Source organism: Archangium sp. Cb G35, from assembly GCF_001896145.1.
Classification (GTDB): domain Bacteria; phylum Myxococcota; class Myxococcia; order Myxococcales; family Myxococcaceae; genus Archangium; species Archangium violaceum.
On sequence record NZ_MPOI01000011.1, the window covers coordinates 53584 to 68846 of the forward strand.

Annotated in this window: 11 protein-coding genes; all 11 read right to left on the reverse strand. The window is 70.9% G+C overall.

What is annotated here, in order from left to right:
• Positions 1-35: 35 nt before the first annotated feature.
• Positions 36-1259 carry an O-antigen ligase gene (locus tag BO221_RS54090; RefSeq protein WP_073564452.1) on the reverse strand — a complete coding sequence of 408 codons (1224 nt, stop codon included), beginning with the start codon at positions 1257-1259 and terminating at the stop codon, positions 36-38.
• Positions 1256-2356 carry an LptF/LptG family permease gene (locus BO221_RS30925; protein WP_073564453.1) on the reverse strand — a complete coding sequence of 367 codons (1101 nt, stop codon included), beginning with the start codon at positions 2354-2356 and terminating at the stop codon, positions 1256-1258. Before BO221_RS30925 ends, BO221_RS54090 begins: the two co-directional genes overlap by 4 nt.
• On the reverse strand, positions 2353-3465 hold the full coding sequence (locus tag BO221_RS30930) for an LptF/LptG family permease (protein ID WP_073564454.1): 1113 nt from the start codon (positions 3463-3465) through the stop codon (positions 2353-2355). Before BO221_RS30930 ends, BO221_RS30925 begins: the two co-directional genes overlap by 4 nt.
• Before the next feature lie 9 nt (positions 3466-3474).
• On the reverse strand, positions 3475-4740 hold the full coding sequence (purD, locus tag BO221_RS30935; protein ID WP_073564455.1) for a phosphoribosylamine--glycine ligase: 1266 nt from the start codon (positions 4738-4740) through the stop codon (positions 3475-3477).
• Between the two features lies 1 nt (position 4741).
• Positions 4742-8080 (reverse strand): tetratricopeptide repeat protein, encoded by a 3339-nt coding sequence (locus BO221_RS30940; protein WP_073564456.1) that lies wholly within the window; start codon positions 8078-8080, stop codon positions 4742-4744.
• A 3-nt stretch (positions 8081-8083) separates the two neighbouring features.
• Positions 8084-9628 carry a bifunctional phosphoribosylaminoimidazolecarboxamide formyltransferase/IMP cyclohydrolase gene (purH, locus tag BO221_RS30945; protein ID WP_073564457.1) on the reverse strand — a complete coding sequence of 515 codons (1545 nt, stop codon included), beginning with the start codon at positions 9626-9628 and terminating at the stop codon, positions 8084-8086.
• A 108-nt stretch (positions 9629-9736) separates the two neighbouring features.
• Complete coding sequence (locus tag BO221_RS30950; protein WP_043389932.1) at positions 9737-10231, reverse strand: sigma factor-like helix-turn-helix DNA-binding protein; 495 nt, start codon at positions 10229-10231, stop codon at positions 9737-9739.
• Between the two features lie 48 nt (positions 10232-10279).
• Complete coding sequence (locus BO221_RS30955) at positions 10280-10804, reverse strand: MerR family transcriptional regulator (protein WP_083681627.1); 525 nt, start codon at positions 10802-10804, stop codon at positions 10280-10282.
• Between the two features lie 164 nt (positions 10805-10968).
• Positions 10969-12912, reverse strand: coding sequence for a serine/threonine-protein kinase (locus tag BO221_RS30960; RefSeq protein WP_073564459.1), 1944 nt, complete (start codon positions 12910-12912; stop codon positions 10969-10971).
• Between the two features lie 22 nt (positions 12913-12934).
• Entirely contained in the window at positions 12935-14809 is a 1875-nt protein-coding gene (locus tag BO221_RS30965; RefSeq protein WP_073564460.1) for a protein kinase, read from the reverse strand.
• A 146-nt stretch (positions 14810-14955) separates the two neighbouring features.
• On the reverse strand, positions 14956-15243 hold the full coding sequence (locus tag BO221_RS30970; protein WP_198956227.1) for a hypothetical protein: 288 nt from the start codon (positions 15241-15243) through the stop codon (positions 14956-14958).
• Positions 15244-15263 lie beyond the last annotated feature (20 nt).

Here is a 15263-nt window from a genome sequence, read left to right on the forward strand (position 1 = left end):
CTTAGCCCGCTTCGAGACCCTTCCGCCAGTACCCCTCAGGCACGCCGCGAGACCGCGCTGAGGCCCGTTCCCAGGATGAGCACCAGTGCCTGCGAGGCCTGGACATGGAACAGCGGATCATGCAGCAGGGACAGCAGGCAGAAGAACGCGAGCGCCCCGATTGCGCCAAGGCCCTCGGGCCGGTTCCGGGGAAGGCGCCAGAGTAGCCAGCCAAGCAACAACACGAACAGCAGCGCGCCCGGGATACCCGTCTCCGCGGCCATGCTGACGAACTGGTTGTGGGATTTGCCCGGGTGCTCGCGCGCCTGGTCGGGCATGTCCGGGGTGGCCCAGAGGCGGGCCTGGAAGCGTCCCGGGCCCACGCCGGTGACAGGGTGCGCGCGCACCGCGCACAGGCCCGTCTCCAGCAGCGCCGCCCTGCTCCCCGAGCCCTTCTCCGTGGAGCTGTTGAGGAAGCGCTCGCGCAGGGGCCGATTGACGGCCAGCGTCAAGACGGCCAGCCCCAGCACCGCGGCACAGGCGGGCAGTGCCACGCGCCTCGGCAGGCCGAGCAGCACCACCAGCCCCATCACCGCCACCAGGGCCACGCTCGCCGCACGCGCGTACGGGAAGAGGCCCACGGAGACGAGCCCCACCGCCGCCACGGCCAGCGCCGCCGTCCGCCGCCGTCCCTTCAGGTGCAGCCCCACGCCCAGCGCGAAGGCCACCGCCATGCCGCCGATGTGCGAGAACTTCAGCCGGTGGAACAGCAGGCCTCCGGCCATGAAGCGGTTCTCCGTGCCGGGCACGGCCTCATAGACGCGCTCGAAGGACAGGCGCATCCACCGGAGCGGCTCCAGTGCCTCCTGCGAGGGCCACACCCCGAAGTGCTGAAACCCCGCCACACCGCACGAGACGAGGAACACCGCGCTCAATATCCACGCCAGGCGCACGCGCCGCGCGTCCGACAGGTGGCCGATCGCCACCGCCGCCACGGGGATGCCCGCGAAGTCCAGCAGGCGCGCCACGCCCGTTCCGCTCGGCCGGTGTCCGGACAGCGCCGGCACCAGCAGCGCCCACGCGAGGAAGGCCACCAGGGGCCACCAGGCTCGCAGCGCGCCACGCACGGTGACGCCGCTCCGCCGGGCCGCCACCAGGGCCACCAACGCACACGCCGCGAGCCCCACCGCCGCGAACGCCTCCAGGAACAGGCACCCCACGCCCCACAGGGTCAGGCACACCAGGAACCAGCGCTCGAGCACTTCGGACCGGTCGTTCACGCGCCACCGCCTCCCAGCCGGCCTTCACCGCGCAGCCACAGCAGGACCGCGGCCACCGACAGCAGCGCGACCGGGAACCACGCGGCCACCGCGGGCGCCATCCGCTCCGAGAGCGCCAGCGTCCGCGTCACCACCATCAGGCCCCACATGATCACGGAAATGAGCAGACCCTCGACGATCGCCACCGTCAGGTGTCCCTTGCGTCCCGGGCGCAGCGCCAGTCCCACCGCCAGCAGGGCCGCGGGCAGGCTCGCCATCGGGTGGGCGAAACGGTTGTGCAGCACGAGCGAGAACTGCCGCGTATCCCGCCCCACCTCGCCCCGCACGCGGATCTGCTCGCGCAGCACCGGAATGCGCATCTGCTCGGGCCGGCCGGGGCGCAGGCGGAACGTGTGCGGGGTGACGCCCAGGTCGTACTCGGCTTCCGCCATCTGGCGCACCTGGGACTTGCCATCCTTGGTGAAGGAGCGCTCCACCACGCCCCCCAGCATCCAGCGCGTGCCATCCACCGAGCGCATCGTCTCCGCGTCCACGCGCCGCGCCAGCCGGAACTCCGGGGTGACGGTGAGGATGGCCACGTTCTCGAAGCCCTCCTGCGCGTTGCCGCGGCGCAGGTAGAAGATCTGCTCTCCCTTGCGGAACCACTGCTTGGGCGTGTGGTACACGCCCCAGTCTCCCCAGCGGTTGAAGCGCTGGGTGGTGATCTCCTCCACACGCTGGGACGCCTTCACCACCACCCACTCGTCGAAGGCGATGAGCCCCACGCAGGCCAGTCCCACGCACAACGCCACCGGCAGGTAGAGGGCGTTGGGGCCGAAGGTGAGGGAGCGCATCGCCGTCACCTCGCCGCGCTTGCGCAGGGAGGACACCGAGGTGCCCGCCGCCAGCAGCAGCGCCACGGGCCCGAGTTGCTGCGTGGCCACCAGCGCCTTGTTGGCGTACAGCACCACCACGTTCCAAAGCCAGCCCTCGCCGGTGTACTGGCGCGCCCGGTCCACGAAGTCCACCACCAGGAAGATGGAGATCACGGCGGCGAGGATGCCCACCGCGAACTGGAGGTACGTGCGGACCACGTAGCGGAAGAGCGTGCCTTTCACCGCACCGTCCCCGCCCGGCTGACGCGGTACATGGCCACCAGGCCCACCACGCCGAAGATGATGTTGGCGAGCTGGTTGGCCAACGGCAGCGGCACACGGCCCTGCAGACCCAGTTGCTCGCAGAAGCGCATCAACAGGTGGAAGGCCACGTAGCCGCCCAGCGACAGCAGGTAGCCCCACGCGCGTCCGCCCTGCCGCCGCCCGATGGCCAGCGGCGTGCCCAGCAGCGCGAAGGACAGCGGCGCGAGCGCGTGCCCCAACCGGTTGTACAGCGAGTTGAGGAAGGGCTTGGGATCTCCCCCGGTGCGCTCGGCCTCCTCGGCGGCCTGGAGCAACTCGGTGGGCGTGAGCTCCTCCTTCGGCGAGCGGAAGCGGTTGCGCCGCCCCATGGAGCCCTCCACGCCCACGGCGATCTCCGCCTCCTTGAAGGTGATGACCGAGTAGGACTCGGAATCCTGGTTGGCCCGGTGCGCCTCGCCGTCGCCGAGCTCCAGCGTCAGCACCTGTCCGGCGCGGTTGGTGTTCACCCGGCCATTGCGCGCGAGCATCAACAGGGGGGCGGACGGCTCCCGGTCGTCATGGAGCAGCACATTGGTCCACCGGCGGTCCCCCGCGTTGACCGTCTCGGCGTAGAGGGTGAGGTTGGACAGGTCCTCGTAGAAGACGCCCGACTTCACGTCGCCCACCACGTTCTTCTTGATGAGGTCCGCGACGAAGGTCTTGATGCTGGTGAGGCCCCACGGCTCGGCGGTGGAGGTGATGAGCACCATGAGCGCGGCGAGCACCGCGCCAATGGCCAGTGGCCCCGCGAGCAGTTGCACCGGGCCGATGCCGAGCGCCTGGAGCGCGGTGAGCTCGCGGTCCTCCGATAGCCGGCCCAGGCCCAGGAGGATGGCCAGCAGGAAGGCGACCGGAAGCGCCATCATCAGGAAGTGCGGCGCGAGGTAGATGATGAGCTGCCCCAGGTCCTCCAGCGACACGGACGAGCCGAGGATGACCTCCGAGCCCCGCAGGAACTGCATGACGAAGAGGAGCAGGAAGAGGAACGCCACCCACACCACGAGGGGGACGACGAGCTCCTTGAGCAGATAGCGGGAGAGCAGGCTCACGGCGTCACGTTACTTCGCGGCGGGCGCCCCCAGCCCCTTGGCGCCGATGTCCCGGCGGAAGTGCATGCCCTCGAAGCGGATATGGGCCACGGCGGCGTACGCCTGGGAGCGGGCCTCCGCCAGGTCCGCGCCGCGCGCGCAGACGGTGAGCACCCGGCCACCGGCCGTGAGCCACGCCCCGTCCTTCTCCTCCACGCCCGCGGCGAACACCGGGCAGCTGGCCGGCACCGCGTCCACGCCCTCGATGCGATCTCCGCGCCGCGGCGTCTCCGGGTAGTTGTGGGCAGCGAGCACCACGCCCACCGAGGCGCCCGGGTGTACCGCGAGCGGGCGCTGCTCCAGCCGGCCGCGCGCACACGCGTCCAGCAGCGGCAACACGTCCTCCGCCAGCTGCATCATCAGCACCTGCGTCTCGGGGTCACCGAAACGCGCGTTGAACTCGAGCACCCGGGGCCCGTTGCGCGTCAGCATCAGCCCCGCATACAGCGCCCCCCGGAAGGGGATTCCCCGCCTCCGCAGCGTCGCCAACGTCGGGGCGATCACCTGCTCGCCCACCTCGGACAGCTGCGCGGCGGACAGGAAGGGCGCGGGTGCGTAGGCGCCCATGCCGCCGGTGTTGGGGCCCGTGTCGCCCTCCCCCACCCGCTTGTGATCCTGCGCCGGCGGGAGCAGCACGTAGCGCTCGCCGTCGCACAGGGCGATGACGGACACCTCCTCGCCCTCCAACAACTCCTCCAGCACCATCCGCTGGCCCGCCGTTCCCATCGCGCCCACCGCGCGCACCGCCTCGCGAGCGGCCCGCGCGTCCTGCGCCACGATGACGCCCTTGCCCGCCGCCAGCCCGTCCGCCTTCACGACGATGCGGCCCTGCTCCACCGCGTAGGCCTCGGCCGCGGCCACGTCGGTGAACACCTGGAAGCCGGCGGTGGGCACACCCGCATCGGCCATGATCTCCTTGGCGAAGGCCTTGGAGCCCTCGATGAGCGCGGCCCCCGCCACCGGGCCGAAGCAGGCGATGCCGGCCGCGCCGAGCGCATCCGCCACCCCCGCCATCAAAGGCGCCTCCGGGCCCACCACCACCAGGTCCACCTGCTCCCGACGGGCGAACGCCACCACCTCGCCGGGCGCGTCCGCCTTCAGCGGTACGTTGGCGGCCACGCGGGCGGTGCCGGGATTGCCCGGGCCCACCCACAGCTTCGTCAACCGCGGGCTCTGGGACAGCTTCCACGCGAGCGCGTGCTCCCGCGCGCCAGAGCCGAGCAGAAGGACCTTCACATCAACCTCGTTTTTCGAGTGAGTAGAGGACGCGTTTGGCGGGCAGGAACGAAGGATCCAGGCTCAGCAACCGGATGAGCCGTTCGCGGACCGAGTCGCGGTTGGAGGTGCCCTCCATCTCGGCCAGCTTCACTTCCGCCGAGTACAGCTTGGGGGCGAGTGTCACCGCCTCGCGCAGGGAGCGCTTGGCCTGCTCCAGCTCCTTGGACTCCAGCATCACCAGGCCCAGGGCCAGGTGGGCGACGGCCACCTGACGGCCTCCCGCCACCGCGCGAGCGGCATGCCCCTTCGCCGACTTCAGGTCCCTGCGGCCCAAGGAGATGAAGGTCCGGTAGGCGGACGCGACGGCGTTGTTGGTGTCGATGTCGTTCACCTTCTTCAGCAGCTTCTCCGCCGCCGCGCCCTCGCCCTGGTGGAAGCGCAGGAGGCCCTCATAGAGGTTGGCCAGCAGGTCGTCGTCCCCGCGGCCAGCACCCACGATGGAGCCCTCGAGCCCCTCGAGCAGATCTCCCGGGCGCAGGTAGAAGGTGGTGACGGCCGGCCGGGGAGACAGCCGCATCGGATCTCCCTGGCTCGCCTGGGCGAGCACGCGGAAGGCCTCGTCCCGGCGTCCACTCTGGGCACCGGCCACGCCGGCCAGCAGCAGGGCATCCACGTAGCGCGAATCCTGCTTCGCGGCGTCCAGGAAGAGCGGCATCGCCTCGGCGGGTTTGCGCTCGAGCAGCCGCAGCCGGCCCTCGAGCAGCTTCTCCAGCACGGGCGAGTCGAGCTGGCCCTTGAGGCCGGCGAAGTGCTCGGCCGCGGCCGTGGCGTCCTTGCGCTTCACGGCCACGAGGAAGAGCTGCAGGTGCGCCGCCGGGTTGTTCTTCTGCAGTTGCAGGGACTCGCGGGCCGCCTTGGCCGCCGCCTCCAGGTTGTTGGCCGAGCGCTCCGCGGCCGCCAGATGCAGCAGCAGCTCCGCCACCTCGCGCTCGTCGTACTTGTCGCGGTTGCGCAGCAGGGCGCGCAGCCCCCCGAGCCCACCGGTCAGCCCGTTCTCCACCTGGTAGCGCAACACCGCGGTGGCCAGGAGCGCCTGGAAGTCCGTCGGCGTGCTCTTGAGGCGCGACTCGTACAGATCGCGCGCCTGCTCCACCTGGCCCACCTCCATGAAGATGCGGGCCAGCGTGGCGCGGGTCTCCCAATGATCCGGATCCTGCGCGAGCCGCTTCCGCAACCGATCGATCGCCAGCGAGTAGTCACCGGCCGTCTCGTCGGCCAGCGCGCGGTAGTAGTGCACGCGCTGGAAGTCCGAGGCGAGCGCCAGCGCCGACTCGAAGTGCTGGTTGGCCAGCTCGCGGGACGACGCCAGGAAGACACGGCCCAGCACCAGGTGGGCCTCGGCCTTCTGCGCCGGGGTGCCCGCCTTGGGATTGGCCAGCACCTCCTCGGCGAGCTTCTGCGCCTGCTGCACGTTCTCCGAGCTGCCGGAACGCGCGAGCAGGAGGTTGGCGTGCGCCACCAGCAGATCCGGGCCACGCTGGGACCGGCCCTCGGCGGCCTCGATGAGCGAGCGCGCCTCCTGGAAGGTCGGGTCATCCATCCGCGAGCCAAGCCCCAGCGCGAGCGCCTGGACGTAGCCGAAGATGGCCGTGTCACTGCGGGGATCCAACAACAGCGCCCGCTGGAAGGACTCCGCGGCCTCCGCGTAGGCGAGGCGCTGATCCTTATCGAGCAGCGACTGCCCCTGGGCGAGGAGTTGCTTGCTGTCACCGCTGCTGGCGTCCACGAACATCAACTGCCAGCGGGGCAGCACGGACTCCAGCGCGGGAGGCAGCGCGGCCGTCGCGGGCTGCTGCTGGCCGGACGAGGACGACGTGGACCCACCGCCGCTCCCGGTCTTGCCGCCGCCCACCAGCTCCTTCACCTGGGGGACGAAGAAGTACGCGGCTCCGCCACCACCCAGGAGCAGCAGGACCACCGCGGCCGCGATCAGTCCGCCACGGCCTCCGCTGGACGCCGACACGGCCACGCCGGAACGCGAGTTGACGGCGCTGCGGGGCTCGGGCGCCAGTGCCGGAGGGGCGGAGCGTGCGCCACTGCCGGGCTCTGGAGGCAGGGGCGCGCTCGCCAGGGCTCCACCCGCATCGCCGAGCGGCGGCAGATCGAGGACCTCCACCGGCCGGGTCTCGGGAACGGGCGCGGGCGTGGGCTTCTGCGGAGCACGGCGACGGCAGTCCTCGCATGCACCGAGCGCCAGGTCGAACGGGTCCACGATCTGCTTGCCGCACTCACGGCATGTCTTGGCGACGCCACCGGCGGGCTTCGTGGCGGCAGGAGCCGCGACGGGCGGAGGGGCCGCGGCGGGCTCCGGCTGCGAGGGCGGTGTGCCGAAGAAGTCGAGGAGCGGATCCGCATCCGGAGCCGCCGCGACGGGAGGCGCGGCCACGGGAGGTGGCGAGCTCATGCCCGGCGGCGCGTTGAAGTCGAAGATCCCGTCGTCCGCCATCTCCGGCAGCGCGGCGGAAGCGGGAGCCGGCCTGGGCGCGGCCACGGGAGGGGGCGCGCTGAATCCCGGCGGCGCGTTGAAGTCGAACATCCCATCGTCCGCCATCTCCGGCAGCGCGGCGGGAGCGGGAGCCGGCCTGGGCGCGGGAGCTGGCTTGGGCGCGGGCGCTTCGAATCCAGGCGGTGCGTTGAAGTCGAACAGCGCGTCGTCGGACGGAACCGAGTAGGCCGGAACCGCCGGCTTGGGCTGGGGCGCGGGCGCGGCCGGACGGGCCTGCACCGGCGCGGCCGGCCTGGGTTGCGGCACGGGCGCTGGAGCCGGCGCGGGCTCGTCGAACAGCAGATCGCCCGTCGGAAGCGAATAGCCCGGCGTCCCCGGCCTGGACGAGGCACCGAGATCAATCGCCGGATTGGACGGAGACGACTGCGTGAGATCGGCGAGATCGCCGAACAGCGAGTCCTTCTCCAACGGGGCGGCGGGCGTGGCCGGCCTGCCGATCGCCGAGAGGTCGTTCAGCAGCGAGTCCGCTGGGGCCTCACCGGGATCCGGCGCTGGCTCGAGGTCCCCGAGATCGCCGAAGAGCGAGTCGGTCAGGGACGCGGACGGCGTGGCCGGTCTCGCGGGAGAGGGCGCTGGCTTCGCCGCCACGGCGGGCTTGGGGGCGGGTTTCGGCGCGGGGGCGGGTTTCGGCGCGGCGGCAGCGGGCTTCGGCTCCGGGGCCGCGGGCGAGTCCTCGCGCTTCACCAACTGGAGGTGACGGCAGCGCGGGCACTGCGCACGCACACCCTTGGGGGTGATGACCCGGTCATCGATGGCATAGGCCGCCGCACATTTTTGGCAGATGATCCGCATGGCTCAGTGCCGGAAGTGTCGCACCCCGGTGACCACCATGGCCATTCCATGTTCATCGGCCGCGGCGATGATCTCCGAGTCCCTCACCGAGCCGCCAGGCTGGATGACGCAGGTGGCCCCCGCCCGGGCGGCCTCGTCGAGCCCATCCCTGAAGGGGAAGAAGGCATCCGAGGCCACGGCGCTCCCCTTGAGGGCCTCGCCCCCCCGGGCGGCGGCGATCTTCGCCGAGTCCACCCGGCTCGTCTGCCCGCCTCCGGAAGCCAGCAATTTCGAGCCATTGGCGAACACGATGGCGTTGCTCTTCACGTGCTTGCACACCTTCCAGGCGAAGCGGAGAGCCCTCTCTTCCTCCGGGGTCGGCGCGCGTTTGCTGACGACCTTCCACTCGAGCGGGGGCTCGACGGCGTCCTTGTCCTGGAGGACCAGGCCACCGGACACGCTCCGGGCCTCCAGCTGGGCCCTCGGCCGGGCAGACGTCGAGGCCAGGGCGGGACCCGCCTCCAGGAGGCGCAGGTTCTTCTTCGCCCCCAGCACCTGCAGGGCCTCGGCCGAGTACGCCGGGGCGATGACGGCCTCGAGGAACGTCTCTGCCAGGGCCTCGGCGGTGGTGCGGTCCACCTCCCGGTTGAGCGCGACGATGCCACCGAAGGCGGACACCTCGTCGATGGCGCGCGCCGTGCGGTAGGCCGTCACCAGCGACGCATCCAGCGCCACGCCGCAGGGGGTGTTGTGCTTGATGATGACGGCGCAGGGCTGCTCGGGGAACTCGAGCACCAGGCCCAGCGCCGCGTCCAGGTCCAGGATGTTGTTGTAGGAGAGCTCCTTGCCCTGCAGCACGCGGGAGAAGGCCACGGTGGGCTCCGCGGGCGCGGCATGCTCCCGGTAGAAGGCGCCGCGCTGGTGCGGGTTCTCGCCGTAGCGCAGGTTCTGCACCTTCTGGAACGCGAGCGTCTGCTCCTGGGGAAACGGCTCGCCGGCCTGCGCCGACAGCCAGCCCGAAATGGAGGCGTCATACGCCGCGGTGTGCGCGAAGGCCTTGCGCATCAACCGCCGGCGCGTCTCCTCGCTCGTGGCGCGGGACTTCTCCAGCTCGGCCAGCACGGCCTCGTAGTCATCCGGGTCCACCACCACCGTCACGTGGCGGAAGTTCTTCGCCGAGGCACGCACCATGGCGGGCCCGCCGATGTCGATCTGCTCGATGACATCAGCCTCGGAGGCGCCGGAGGCCACCGTCTGACGGAAGGGGTAGAGGTTGACGGCCACCAGGGAGATGGGGGCGATGCTGTTGGCGGCCATCTCCGCCCGGTCACTCTCCAGGTCCGGCCGTCCGAGGAGGCCACCATGGATGCGGGGGTGGAGCGTCTTCACGCGGCCCCCGAGGATCTCCGGGCTCTGGGTGTGCTCGGAGACCTTCCTGGCGGGGACCCCCGCGGCCTGGAGCGCGGCGAGCGTGCCCCCGGTGGAGAGCAGCTCGAAGCCGAGCCGGACGAGCCCCTGCGCGAAGGGGACCAGACCGCGTTTATCGGAAACGCTGAGGAGAGCCAGCACGGGTTTGCACGCCTCTGTCTGTAGGAGAGGCGGCCCGTCTAGCAACCACCCCACGGGGTGTCAACGAAGCATGCAACCCGTGTGCGCCAACGGATTCCGGCCCGATTATCAGGGCTTACGGGCGGAGACCGGAGGCTCGGCCTCGGTGGCCTCGCGCAGCTTGAGCAGGCCGCGCGTCTCCACCTGGCGGATGCGCTCGCGGGTGAGGTTCATGATGGCGCCCACCTCCTCGAGCGTGATGCCACCCTTCTCCGCCACGTCCAGGGCGCAGGTGTGCTCCAGCTCCCAGATCTCCTTGTCCGGGAAGTTGAGCTTGATGGAACCGGTCTCCGGGTTCACATCCAGATAGAGGTTGTGCTTGCAGGACACGAAGAGGCACGGACGGGGACCGTTCACACAGTCCGCCCGCGTCTTCGGCCGCTGCGAGTCGACGGCGGTGAGGAGCTCGCTCTCCTCGGGATCGATCTGCCCCGTCAGTCGGCGGCGGCGCAGATCCCTGGCCATCTCCTTCCGCGACATCGTCTTCGAGCGACGGCGCTCCGCCCCACCGTCCGCCTCCGCGGGCGCCTCCTCCTCCGGCCGCTGCTGCTTCACTTCAGACATGTCCCCTCCAACGATGAGTCCACTCTACCCGGTCCCCCACCCTTCAGCCTACGGCGAATGGAGCTTTTCGTCTCGGCGCGCGGTGACCGCGCTTCCCAGCCGGGACACATCCCGGACCAGTTCCCGAGCCCTTGACTTCAACGATGCCAGCTCTGCTTCCAGTGCGCGCCGGTACTCCGTACCGAATGCGCGCTCCCCCATCTGATCCTGAAAACCATCGAACACCTCGGAGAGATCACGCTCCAGCTGATCGATGTGATTCTTGTGAAACAAGAAGGAGCGCTTGATGTCCTCCAGGGTGTGACCCTCGGCCATCATTTTTTTGATGGCGTTGATCCGCCGAACTGATTCCACCGGGTACAGGCCCCGGCTCCCCTGGTGCTTGCCCTTGCGCCCCACCCTGCGGCTGCGGGGCAACAGGCCTACCTGCACGTACTTGCGGAACGTCGCCTCGGAGAGCTGAACGCCGCGGGGACGGAAGATCTCGAGGATCTCCCTCGCGGGCAGCCCGCCAGCGAAGTCGCGTTCGATGCGTTCGAGCTCGTCGGGCTCCAGCAACCGCATGCCTTCCATTCAATATACTGTACTGAATGGAGTCCAGTGAATGCCAGAAAGCCCGCGAAGCTGTCAACAAAAGCCTGTAGCAGCCGGTAGCACCGGGCGTACGAGGGCCGTGGCGCGCCGGAGCAAGCCGGCGGCGCGGGGGTTACGAGGTCGTGAAGTGAACGGCGTGCGCGCTACTTGCGCGTCGCGTTGAAGGCCTTCGTCACCCGGCCGTTGGGCGCGAGGGTGATGTCGAAGGACTCAGTGCGCGAGGGGTGCTTGAAGGTCACCTTGTGGGGACCGGCCACGAGCGGAATGTTCGCGGTCCCCTGCAACTCGCGCCGGACCAGCTTGCCGTCGACGTAGACGTCGGCATACGGCACGGCCTTGACGGAGAGTGTCCCCTTCGCCTCCACGACGGGAGCCTGCTCCGCCGGGGTCTGCTCCGCGCTCCCCGTCTGGGCGGGAGGTGGCTCGGGCGGAGGCGTCGCGGCCGCCAGGGCTCCCGCGTCGGGAGAGCCCGCATCGGGTGCCGCCGCGAGCACGGGCTCGGGGGCCGGCGGAGGGGGAACCTCGGCCTTCGGTGCGGGAGAGGCGGTGTCCTGCACGGAGGACGTGGCAGGAGCCGAGGCGGCCGGCGGCTTCGACGGTGCCACCAGGGCCGCTACCCCGCCGATGAGGACCACGGCCACCGCGCTCGCGCCGATCCAGAGCCCCTTGCTCCCGCGCTTCGGCCCGCTGGCTTCCTGAGCGGAGGTCCCCGGCGGCATCACCTGGGCCTCCCGGACGGGGGCGGGAACGGACTCGAGGGCCGCGGGCCGCGGCGCACTCCCCTGCTCCGCCGGGCCCACCACGGGCATGGGGCGGGAGTTCCTCGTCCCCTCGGCCGGGGGCAGCGGCTGGGTGGAGCGAGGAGGAAGCGGGTCGCGGGACAACACCTGGGTGGAGGCGGAGACCAGGGCCTCCTCGGAGGCGTCCGGCCGTACGGGCCTGTCGCGCCCCGAGGCCGGGTTCGAGCCGGGCAACACCGCGGTGGGCTCGCGCGCGGGCGAGGACACCTGGGCGGCGGGCTCCGCCACCTGCACCGAGGGCGCCTCTCCCGTGCGGCTCCGAGCCGGCGCGCCCGGGGCCGTCCCCGCCACGGGCACGCTGCCGGAGCGGCTGCGCTGCGAGCGGTCCATCAACGCGGACGGCACCGCGATGAACTGGGTGAGCGGGACGTCGAAGAGCCGCCGGACGAAGGTGCCCACGTCCGTCTCGTCCACGCTGTTCGCGCTGCGCAGCACGCACTGGGCGAGCGCACGCTCCAGCTCACCCGCCGACTGGTAGCGGGCCTCCGGGTCGCGCTCGAGCGCGGTGCACACCACGCGGTCCAACTCCTCGGGCACGTCCGGGTTGAGGCGGGCCGGCCGGGCGATGACGCTCTCCTGCACGGCCCGGAGCACGGCCATCTCCGAGTCCCCGTCGAACAGCTTGCCCCCGGTGAGCATCTCCCAGAGCACCACGCCGAGCGCGAAGACGTCCGTGCGCGCGTCCACCTCTTCCCCGCGCGACTGCTCCGGGGACATGTACGCGAACTTGCCCTTGAGCACGCCCGGCTGGGTCAGCTTGTTGCTGGCCTTGGCGATGCCGAAGTCGGTGAGCTTCACCGCGCCGTCGTAGGACAGCAGCACGTTGTGCGGGGTGACGTCGCGGTGCACCAGGTGCACCAGCTCCCCATCCGAGGACTTGAGCCGGTGCGCGTAGTGCAGCCCGGCCGCCACCTGCGCGCCGATGTGCGCCACCAGCACGGGCGGCATGGAGATGCCCTTCTCCCGGCAGCGCTTGCGCAAGTCCCACAGCGAGCAGCCGCGCACGTACTCCATGGCCAGGTAGTACGAGTCCTCGTGCTTGGCGAAGTCGAAGATCTGCACCACGTTGGCGTGGTTGAGCCCCGAGGCCAGCCGCGCCTCGGCGATGAACATCTGCACGAAGCTCTCGTCGTCCGACAGGAACGAGCGCACGCGCTTGATGACGACTTCCTTCTCGAAGCCCTCGGCGCCCGTGGAGGTGGCCAGGTAGATCTCCGCCATGCCTCCCTCGGCGAGCTTGCGCTTGACGACGTACTTGCCGATGGGGGTGCCTGCTTCGAGTGTCAAGGCGGAGATCCCGGAGAACGAGCTAGAACTTCACGACCACTTTGGTGTGGCTGTTGGCCTTCACCTCGACCCGTTGGGTACGCGTCCCAAGCTCCGGGTTCGAGAACTTGCACTCATACTCGCCGACGGTGAGGGACACGTCCGGCAGCGGCGTGGTGCCCAGGTTGCGCCCACCGCAGGACACCTCGGCCCAGGGCGTGACCGCGAAGCGCACCGTGCCACGGCGCGACTCCTGCGAGGCCACGCGCTCCACCGGGCCCGGAGTGGGCCGCTCGGGCTCCGGCTTCTGCTCCACCCGGGGCGAGGGCGTGGGCGGGGTGGCCACCACCACGGGCTTCGGCTCCTCGCGGGGAGGAGCCTGTTGCTCGGGGACGGAAGGCGAGGGCTCCAGCGGAGCGGGCTTCGTCACGGGCGCCACCGCCACCGGAGCGCGCTCCGAGTGCAGCGCGAACCATCCTCCCAGGCCCACACCCACGATGAGCCCCACGCCCACCGCCAGCAGCGCGACCCGGTACGGCTTCCGGGGCTCCTGGGGCTCCTGGGGGGGTGGCTGCACGGCCGGCTGACGCGACCGGCTCGACCTCGGCGCCAGGGTCTTCTCGGGGTCCGACGCCTCGGAGAGCGACTCGTCTCCGGGCTCGGGCGGAGGGGTCCGGCGACGGGTGGACTTCTCGGGGGCGTAGGAGCGTGGCTCCTCCGCGAGCTCGGGCGCCGACGCACGGCGGATGTCCACGGTGCGCCGGGGCTCCACGGCCTTGCGCTCGGAGGTGCCCCGCGCATCCTTCACTCTCGGAGTGCGCAGCGAGGGCCGCTCCGGCAGCGGCACCTGCGTGCCCGGCTGGCGAGGCGCCGCCATCGTCTCGGCGGAGGATTTCTCGGAGGCCTTCTCGGGCGACTTGCCAGCACCGGCGAGCGAGGCACTCTCGGCCTCGTCCACCACCAGCACATCCCCCAGCCGGGCCTCCTCGGCCAGCCGCGCGGCGTACAGCTCCTTCATGAAGGCCGCCACGTGCGCCGTGGACGACGGCAACTGGTGGGCGAGCAGCCAGTCCTCCAGCGCCAGTTGCAGCTGCAACGCCTCCGCGTACCGGTCCTCCGGCTTGCGCGTCAGCGCCTTCATGACGATGGGGTCCAGGTCCTTCGGCACCCGCGGGTTGATCTGCGAGGGCGGTTGGATCTCGCAATCCGCCACCGCCTGCAGCGTGGCCATGTCCGTGAGGCGCTTGAAGAGGCGCATCCCGGTGAGCAGCTCGTAGAGCACCACGCCCAGGGCGAAGATGTCCGTGCGGCAGTCCAGGCTCTTGTTCCCGGCGGCCTGCTCCGGAGACATGTACGAGTACTTGCCCTTGAGCACCCCCGAGCGCGTCACGGTGGCCTGGTCCGCCGCCTTGGCGATGCCGAAGTCCACCACCTTCACCCGCCCCTCGAACGTCAGGAGGATGTTCTGCGGGGAGATGTCCCGGTGGACGATGCCCAGCGGCTTGCCCTGGGCGTCCTTCTGCTTGTGCGCATGGTCCAGGCCCGCGCAGGCCTCGATCATGATGCGGCACACCAGCGGCACGGGAATCAGCTGCCCGCTGCGCTCCGCCCGCTTCCACACGCGCCGCAGGTCCTCGCCGTGGATGTACTCCATGGCGATGAAGTAGGTGTCGTCCTGCGCCCCCAGGTCGTAGATGTCGACGATGTTGGGGTGATCCAACCGGGCGGCGATGCGCGCCTCGTCCAGGAACATCCGGACGAAGTCCCCGTTCTCCGCCAGGTGCGGGAGGATGCGCTTGATGACCAGCAGCTTCTCGAAGCCCTCGGGACCCCGCTGGCGCGCGAGATAGATCTGCGCCATGCCTCCCATGGCGAGCCGCTTGAGGAGCTGGTATTTGCCGTAGTTCTCGTTCGACACGGTGCGACGCGGCCCCCCCTGGGTACGGCGGTCACGCCGTGCAGGGGGAACACCTGGAGGCGGAAGGGGCCCAGATCGTAAGCGGCCCGGCCGGGAGGGTCAAACCTCCTGTCGCACTTTTCCCCTGTACGCCCCCCTGGGACGCACTACCCGCCGCGGCGGGCGGGGGCTCTGACCTGGCGGGTCTCCCTCATGAGGGCCTCCAGGTCGTCCAGGTGCCGCTGCAGCACGGGCATCAACAGGGGGGCGGCGTCCACCCGGTCGAACAAGTCCAATACCCGGTCCACCTTGCGCTCGATCTCCGCGGCCCGGGCCGGGCTGATGCGGCGCAGGAGCAGATCCACGCCCGCCTCCATGAGCACGCGGGCCACGGCATCGCGGGAGACGAGCGGCTCGTCCTGCCGGCGCTGCCCTCCGCCTTCGATGACACGCAGGCCGCCAGGCGAGCGGGCGG

Excerpts from the sequence above, each read along its gene's own strand:
- BO221_RS30940 (WP_073564456.1), bottom strand. The coding sequence starts at position 8,080 with ATGCGGATCATCTGCCAAAAATGTGCGGCGGCCTATGCCATCGATGAC.
- BO221_RS30950 (WP_043389932.1), bottom strand. The coding sequence starts at position 10,231 with ATGTCTGAAGTGAAGCAGCAGCGGCCGGAGGAGGAGGCGCCCGCGGAG.
- BO221_RS30955 (WP_083681627.1), bottom strand. The coding sequence starts at position 10,804 with ATGGAAGGCATGCGGTTGCTGGAGCCCGACGAGCTCGAACGCATCGAA.